The sequence below is a fragment of the Nonomuraea sp. NPDC050691 genome, assembly GCF_040654455.1.
Lineage (GTDB): Bacteria > Actinomycetota > Actinomycetes > Streptosporangiales > Streptosporangiaceae > Nonomuraea.
The window spans coordinates 46,611-52,834 of sequence record NZ_JBFAIA010000038.1 but is presented as its reverse complement, the minus strand read 5'-3'; the positions used below and the strand labels follow the sequence as shown (position 1 = coordinate 52,834).

General features: G+C 69.1%; 8 protein-coding genes. 7 read left to right on the top strand and 1 reads right to left on the bottom strand.

Features of this window, described 5'->3' with window-relative positions:
• The first annotated feature begins 47 nt into the window (after positions 1-47).
• The 7 genes from AB0H81_RS17205 (at position 48) to AB0H81_RS17175 (ending at position 5,189) form a co-directional block, all read left to right on the top strand.
• Positions 48-305 (top strand): PfkB family carbohydrate kinase, encoded by a 258-nt coding sequence (locus tag AB0H81_RS17205; protein ID WP_358375364.1) that lies wholly within the window; start codon positions 48-50, stop codon positions 303-305.
• A complete protein-coding gene (rbsD, locus tag AB0H81_RS17200; RefSeq protein ID WP_358375362.1) occupies positions 295-663 on the top strand; it encodes a D-ribose pyranase in 369 nt (122 codons plus the stop codon). The genes AB0H81_RS17205 and rbsD overlap by 11 nt, the downstream gene beginning before the upstream one ends.
• Positions 664-675: 12 nt before the next feature.
• Positions 676-1,644 carry a sugar ABC transporter substrate-binding protein gene (locus AB0H81_RS17195; RefSeq protein ID WP_358375360.1) on the top strand — a complete coding sequence of 323 codons (969 nt, stop codon included), beginning with the start codon at positions 676-678 and terminating at the stop codon, positions 1,642-1,644.
• Positions 1,641-3,128 carry a sugar ABC transporter ATP-binding protein gene (locus AB0H81_RS17190; protein WP_358375358.1) on the top strand — a complete coding sequence of 496 codons (1,488 nt, stop codon included), beginning with the start codon at positions 1,641-1,643 and terminating at the stop codon, positions 3,126-3,128. Before AB0H81_RS17195 ends, AB0H81_RS17190 begins: the two co-directional genes overlap by 4 nt.
• Entirely contained in the window at positions 3,125-4,126 is a 1,002-nt protein-coding gene (locus AB0H81_RS17185) for an ABC transporter permease (protein WP_358375357.1), read from the top strand. The genes AB0H81_RS17190 and AB0H81_RS17185 overlap by 4 nt, the downstream gene beginning before the upstream one ends.
• A 375-nt stretch (positions 4,127-4,501) precedes the next feature.
• Positions 4,502-4,768 (top strand): hypothetical protein, encoded by a 267-nt coding sequence (locus AB0H81_RS17180; protein WP_358375355.1) that lies wholly within the window; start codon positions 4,502-4,504, stop codon positions 4,766-4,768.
• Positions 4,761-5,189: a hypothetical protein gene (locus AB0H81_RS17175; RefSeq protein WP_358375353.1), complete on the top strand. Its 429-nt coding sequence runs from the start codon at positions 4,761-4,763 to the stop codon at positions 5,187-5,189. Before AB0H81_RS17180 ends, AB0H81_RS17175 begins: the two co-directional genes overlap by 8 nt.
• Before the next feature lie 245 nt (positions 5,190-5,434).
• Here AB0H81_RS17175 and AB0H81_RS17170 read toward each other — a convergent pair whose 3' ends face one another.
• Positions 5,435-6,142 (bottom strand): alpha/beta fold hydrolase, encoded by a 708-nt coding sequence (locus AB0H81_RS17170; RefSeq protein WP_358375351.1) that lies wholly within the window; start codon positions 6,140-6,142, stop codon positions 5,435-5,437.
• Positions 6,143-6,224: the final 82 nt, after the last annotated feature.

The following is a 6,224-nucleotide window of genomic DNA, read 5'->3' as shown; positions in this document are numbered from 1 at the left end:
AGTCCCGCCGCCACGAACACCAGATAGGGGGTCAGCACGAAGAAGACGTGTCCCGCGCTCAGCACCCCTTGGGCCAGCTCGGCGCCTTCGAGGTGCCGTCCTTCCAGGTGTCCGTGGTCGACGCGGTCGGCGCGGGCGACACGTTCTGCGCGCAGCTCGCGCTCGGCCACGCGGCCGGCCTGCCCCTCGCCCAGGCGGTACGGCGGGCCTGCGCGGCCGGCGCCCTGGCCACCACCGCCCACGGCGCCCAGACCGCCATGCCCACCGCCGGCCAGGTGGAAAGGCTGCTCACCCATGCTTCATGACGGCCTCTGGCATCCCCGCCTGCTGCAGATCCTGGCCGCGGCGGGACACACCGACCTCATCGTGGTGGCCGACCCCGGCCTGCCCGTCCCACCCGGCGTCGAGACGGTGGACCTCGTCTGGCGCAGGGGCGAACCCGCCTTCCTGCCCGTACTGGAAGCGGTGCTCGGCGAGCTCGTCGTCGAGACCGCCTACGTCGCCGAGGAGTCGCCGCGCGGCTTCCTCGACGACCTGCTGACAACCGAACGCATTCCCCACACCCGCCTCAAGGAGCTCACCGGTCGGGCCCGCGCCGTCGTGCGGACCGGTGAGGCGACGCCGTACTCGAACGTCGTCCTCCGAGCGGGCGTTCCCTTCTGAAGGAGACACCACATGAACAAGAAGATCATCGCCGTGGCCGGTCTGGCCCTCGCGCTGACCGCCTGCGGCAAGGAGGGCGGCACCACCGCCGAGCCCGCCGCCGCCCCCAAGCCCGGCGAGAAGCCGGGCGTCTGCCTGGTGATGAAGTCGCTGGCCAACGAGTTCTTCCAGCAGATGCAGAAGGGCGCCGAGGAGCACGCCGCCAAGCGCGGCGACCTCACGCTCAGCGTCGTCGGCATCCAGAACGAGACCGACATCGACAACCAGGTCGCCGCCGTCGAGAAGTGCGTCACCCAGCAGGCCAAGGCGGTCGTGATCGCCCCCGCCGACTCCCGTGCGCTGATCGCGCCGATCAAGCGCGCCGTCGACGCGGGTGTGAAGGTCGTCAACATCGACGTCCAGCTCGACGAGGGCGCGATGAAGGCCGCCGGCATCGGCGACAAGGTGCCCTTCGTCGGCCCCGACAACCGGGATGGCGCCAAGCAGTCGGGCATGGAGCTGGCCAAGGCCATCGGCAAGGACGCCGAGGTCGTCATCCTGGAAGGCAACCCCGGCGCGGCCAACGCCGCCCAGCGCAAGGCCGGCTTCGAGGACGCGATCAAGGAGGGCGGCCTCAAGCTCGTCGACTCCAAGACCGCGCACTGGGAGACCGACGAGGCGCACACCGTCTTCGGCAACATGCTCAGCGCGCACCCGAACATCAAGGGCGTGCTGGCCGGAAACGACAACATGGCGCTCGGCGCGCTGAAGGCGATCGAGGAGCAGGGCAAGAAGGGCCAGATCAAGGTCGCCTCGTTCGACAACATCCCGGCCATCGCGCAGTACGTCAAGGACGGCTCCGTCGTGGCGACCCTCGACCAGTACGGCGCCCAGCAGGCCTCCAACGGCATCGACTACGCCATGAAGATGATCGCCGGCGAGAACTTCAGCGGCTGGCAGAAGACCGAGATCAAGCTCATCACCAAGGACAACGTCGGATGATGACGGTTACCGGCCTCGTCAAGCGCTTCCCCGGTGTGGTGGCGCTCGACGGGGTCGACCTCGACATCCGCGCGGGCGAGATCCACGCCCTCGTGGGGGAGAACGGCGCGGGCAAGTCCACGCTGGTCAAGGCCCTGGCCGGGATCCACGCGCCGGACAGCGGCACGATGACCTTCGACGGCGCGCCGTACACGCCGGCCGGCGCGGCCGACGGGCTGGCCGCCGGGATCTCGGTGGTCCACCAGGAGCTGGCGCTGCTGCCGTACCTCACCGTCGCGGAGAACCTGTTCCTGCGCGGGCTGCCGCGCACGGCGGGCGTCGTCGACAGGAAGCGGCTACGCGCGGACGCCGCGCGGCTGCTGGCCGAGGTCGGCCTGGACGTCGCGCCCGACACGCTGGTCGAACGGCTCGGCATCGCGCAGATGCAGCTGGTGGAGATAGCCAAGGCGATCTCCACCGACTGCAAGCTGCTCATCATGGACGAGCCGACCGCCACGCTCACCTCGCGCGAGGCCGGACGCCTGTTCGGCATCCTGCGCGCGCTGCGCGAGCGCGGCGTCGCCATCGTGTACATCTCCCACCACCTGCAGGAGGTGCTGGAGCTGGCCGACCGGGTCACCGTGCTGCGCAACGGGCGCAGCATCGACACCCGCGAGATGGCCGGCGTGACCGCGCCCGACCTGGTCAGGCTGATGGTGGGGCGTGACCTGGCCCAGGAGTACCCGGTCAAGCCGCCGACCGCGCTGGGGGAGGTGGCGCTGAAGGTGCGCGACCTCAAGGTCGCGGGCTTCGAGGGGCCGCTCTCCTTCTCGGTACGGCGCGGCGAGGTCGTGGGGCTGGCCGGGCTGGTCGGATCCGGTCGTACGGAGGCGATGCGCGGAATCTTCGGCGCAGACCCCGCCTCATCCGGAAATATCGAGCTTTACGGCGAGAAGGTGCACATTCGGCACCCCAAGGACGCGGTGCGGCACGGCATCAGCCTGCTCACCGAGGACCGCAAGTCGCAGGGCCTCGTCCTCGACCTGCCGATCAGCGCCAACGTCACGCTCGCCAAGCTGCGCGGATTCCTGCTGCGCTTCGGCCAGGAACGCTCCCTCTCCGAGGACCTCGGGCAGCGCCTGCACCTGCGCTCCGCGGGCGTCGGCCAGCACGTGCGCACCCTGTCCGGCGGCAACCAGCAGAAGGTCGTCCTGGCCAAGTGGCTCAACGCCGGGTCCGACATCCTGATCGTGGACGAGCCCACCCGCGGCATCGACGTCGGCGCCAAGTACGAGATCCACGAGCTGCTGCTCGGCCTGGCCGCCGAAGGCAAGGCCCTGCTCGTCGTCTCCTCGGACCTGCCGGAGCTGATGGGCATCTGCGACCGCATCCTGGTCTTCTCCCGCGGCAAGATCGCCGGGGAGGTCGCCAGGGCGGACTTCGACGCCGAGCACATCCTCACGCTCGCCTACTCGGGCTACCTCAAGAACGGTGAAACACAATGATCAAAAGGCTCGTGCTCGGCGAGGCCGGCATCGGTGTCGCCCTGGTGCTGCTCGCGGGCTTCTTCGTCATCGCGGCACCGAACTTCGCGACCGAGCAGAACCTGCGCAACATCATGACCCAGATCACCCTGAACACCGTGCTCGCCGTGGGCATGACGTTCGTGATCCTGGTCGGCGGCATCGACCTGTCGGTCGGCTCGGCGATGGCGCTGTGCGCGGTCGTGTCGGGCACCATGATGGCCGGATCCGGCTCCGCCGTGACGCTGCTCGGCGCGATCCTGGTGAGCGTGCTCGTCGGCGGCGTGGTCGGCTGGATCAACGGGTTCGTGTCAGAACAATGGCGGGTGCCGTCGTTCATCGTCACGCTGGCCATGCTCAACATCGCCCGCGGCGCCGCCGAGCGGTACACCGACGCCGCCACCATCTACAACCTGCCCGCCGCGCTCAACGACTTCGGCACCATCACGCTGCTGGGCGTCCCCGCGGTGTTCTGGGTCGCGCTGCTGCTGGCCGGGATCGGCTGGTTCGTGCTGTCGCGCACGGTCTTCGGACGGCTGATCTACGCCACCGGCAACAACGAGGAAGCCGTCCGCCTGTCTGGCCACAAGACCTCCCGCATCAAGATCGCCGCCTTCATGATCGCCGGCCTGACCGTGGGCATCGCGGCCATCCTGTACATGGCCAGGCTCAACATCGCCAGCCCGATCCTGGGCCAGGGCTACGAGCTCAACGCGATCGCCGCCGTGGTCATCGGCGGAGCCAGCCTGATGGGCGGACGCGGCTCGATGGCGGGCACGTTTCTCGGGGCATGCCTGCTCGGCGTCCTCACCAACGGATTGCTGCTCATGGGCGTCTCCGACTTCGAACGGCAGATCATCACCGGACTGGTGATCCTGGTGGCTGTGGTGCTGGACGCGTACCGGCTCCGCCTGGCCCGCAAGCTGGCCGTCACCCAGCCCGCGAAGGCCCCCACCCCGGTAACGGTCCCCTCCGCCTGACCAGCCCCCTGAGGCGAGGCGCTTCCCTTTGGGGCGCTTCGCTTTGGGGTGCTTCGCACAAAGGGCTTCGCCCTTGGGGCGCTTCGCGCCGGTGGGCTCAGGCGTTGCTTCCAGTCGGGCCACAGGCCCGACCCCTGGAGGGCCTCGCTCCGCTCGGACGCCTTCCCAACCACGCAAGCCGCCCAGTGGGCCAAGGACTGACAAGAGAAACGTGAGCCCCGTCGAGGCGGCGGCGCGAAGGCGATGGCCAGGCTCTGCTCAACTCTCGATGGAGCAGGCGGAACTGAATTGGTGTGTCACAGGGAAGTGGATAGGCGTCCATCCATCGCGGAGATCCCAGGCGAGGCGACCCCGGCGAGAGTATGATCCTTGAGTATGAGCGACAACAAGAAGCGGATCACCATCACCGTGGATCCCCACCTTGCCGCCTACGCCGAACAACTCGTCGACGCCGGCAAGGCCGAGTCCGTCTCGGCCGCCTTCAACGACGCCATGGCGGCCAAGCGTCGCCGCGAGCAGCACGCGCTGGCACTCCTGCGGGAACGTGCGGCGCAGGCTGATCCCCATCGAGTCGCCCGGTTGAGGAAGCACATCGACGCTCAGGCTCGCGCGCAGGGCTTCCAGGTGAGCACCGGTGAGTGACCATGTTCCCACGCCGTTCATCCTCGACGTCGGAGTTCTGACCGACATCGCGCGAGGCGACATTGAGCTCATCGGGCTCATGCAGGACTACGACCGTACCGGTCAGCCCCTTGTCATCTCCGCGCTCGCCGCCGCCGGGGCGCTGCTCGACGCCGAGGGCTCCGAGGCAAGTGCGTTGCTGGCCGGTTTAGGAGCGTTCGAGCACGCCCAGGTGGCGGCTGTCGACGGGGTCGAGCAGGCGGCATTGCTCGCGCAGATGATCGCCAGAACGGGGCTGGACCCGTGGAACGCGCATGTCGCGGCGCTTGCCGACCTGGCGACCTGTCCCATTCTCACGCTGGAGCCCGACGTCTGGGCGGAGCCGTCAGCCGCGCTTGACGAGCCGCTTCACGTGATCGCGATCGCGGATCCAGAACAGTAGAGGCGCGCTGTCAACGGCGGCCCAGGGCCTCCGAGCCGACCAGGTCGTCCGGTAGCGCGTCCGAGGTCTCGTCCACGAGCCCCGGCAACCGGGACCGTAGTGTCACCGCCGCCAGCACCGCCATGGCCACCGCAGCAGGTACGTCACCCCTGCCCCCTGACTGGCCCCGTGCCGATGACGACACCCACCGCCCCTGCCGGATAGCCGTCCGAGGCCGTCAGCGCTTCGTCAGAGCTTGGAGGTCGTCAGAGCAGCGCGGCGAGATCCGCCGGGCGCGAGAACATCGGCCAGTGGCCGGTCGGCAGCTCGACAAAGGTCCATTCGGGTGTGCCGAGCGGGGCGAACGCCGGGTTGCCCGAAGCGATCAGCTCGCGGATCATCGCCACCGGCATCGTCGAGGCGATCATGGTCTTCGGCGTCGCCGGGATCTGCTGCGGCCGCTGAACCGACTGGGTGACCGCGCCCCACGGCTGCGGCGTCGCCTTCGCGCGGATCCGCGCGAAGTGCTCCTCGGTCAGTCCCGCGAACATCTCCTCCCCCTGCTCGAAGGGGGGCACGTCGAGTGCGTAACCATCACCGACCTGAGCGCGCCAGGCCTTCTGGGTGTCCTCGTCGTTGAAGTCGATCACCGCCACACCCGACGGCAGCGGCGCGGTGTCGACGTAGACGACCCGGCTGAGCCGCTCGGGATGCCGGTCGGCGACCGCGGTCACCGGGACGCTCGCCCCGCTGTGCCCGACCAGGACGACCTCCTCCAACCCGTCCATCGCGGCGAGGATGTCGGCGACATGGGTCTCCACGCCGACCTCCGGCGACAGCTCCCCAGCCCTCTCCGCCAGCCCCGTCAGGGTGACCGCCCGCACCTGGTGCCCGGCGGCGCGCAGCTCCTGCGCCACCTCGTCCCAAGCCCAGGCGCCGAGCCAGAAGCCGGGGACCAGTACGTAGTTCGCCATCTCATCGTCCTTCCAGTGAGCCGATGTCGCTACGCTAAGGCCAATAGCGGACAGAATTCGCCCGGATTAAGTGGTGACCTGT

Excerpts from the sequence above, each read along its gene's own strand:
- rbsD (WP_358375362.1), top strand. The coding sequence starts at position 295 with ATGCTTCATGACGGCCTCTGGCATCCCCGCCTGCTGCAGATCCTGGCC.
- AB0H81_RS17195 (WP_358375360.1), top strand. The coding sequence starts at position 676 with ATGAACAAGAAGATCATCGCCGTGGCCGGTCTGGCCCTCGCGCTGACC.
- AB0H81_RS17190 (WP_358375358.1), top strand. The coding sequence starts at position 1,641 with ATGATGACGGTTACCGGCCTCGTCAAGCGCTTCCCCGGTGTGGTGGCG.
- AB0H81_RS17185 (WP_358375357.1), top strand. The coding sequence starts at position 3,125 with ATGATCAAAAGGCTCGTGCTCGGCGAGGCCGGCATCGGTGTCGCCCTG.
- AB0H81_RS17180 (WP_358375355.1), top strand. The coding sequence starts at position 4,502 with ATGAGCGACAACAAGAAGCGGATCACCATCACCGTGGATCCCCACCTT.
- AB0H81_RS17170 (WP_358375351.1), bottom strand. The coding sequence starts at position 6,142 with ATGGCGAACTACGTACTGGTCCCCGGCTTCTGGCTCGGCGCCTGGGCT.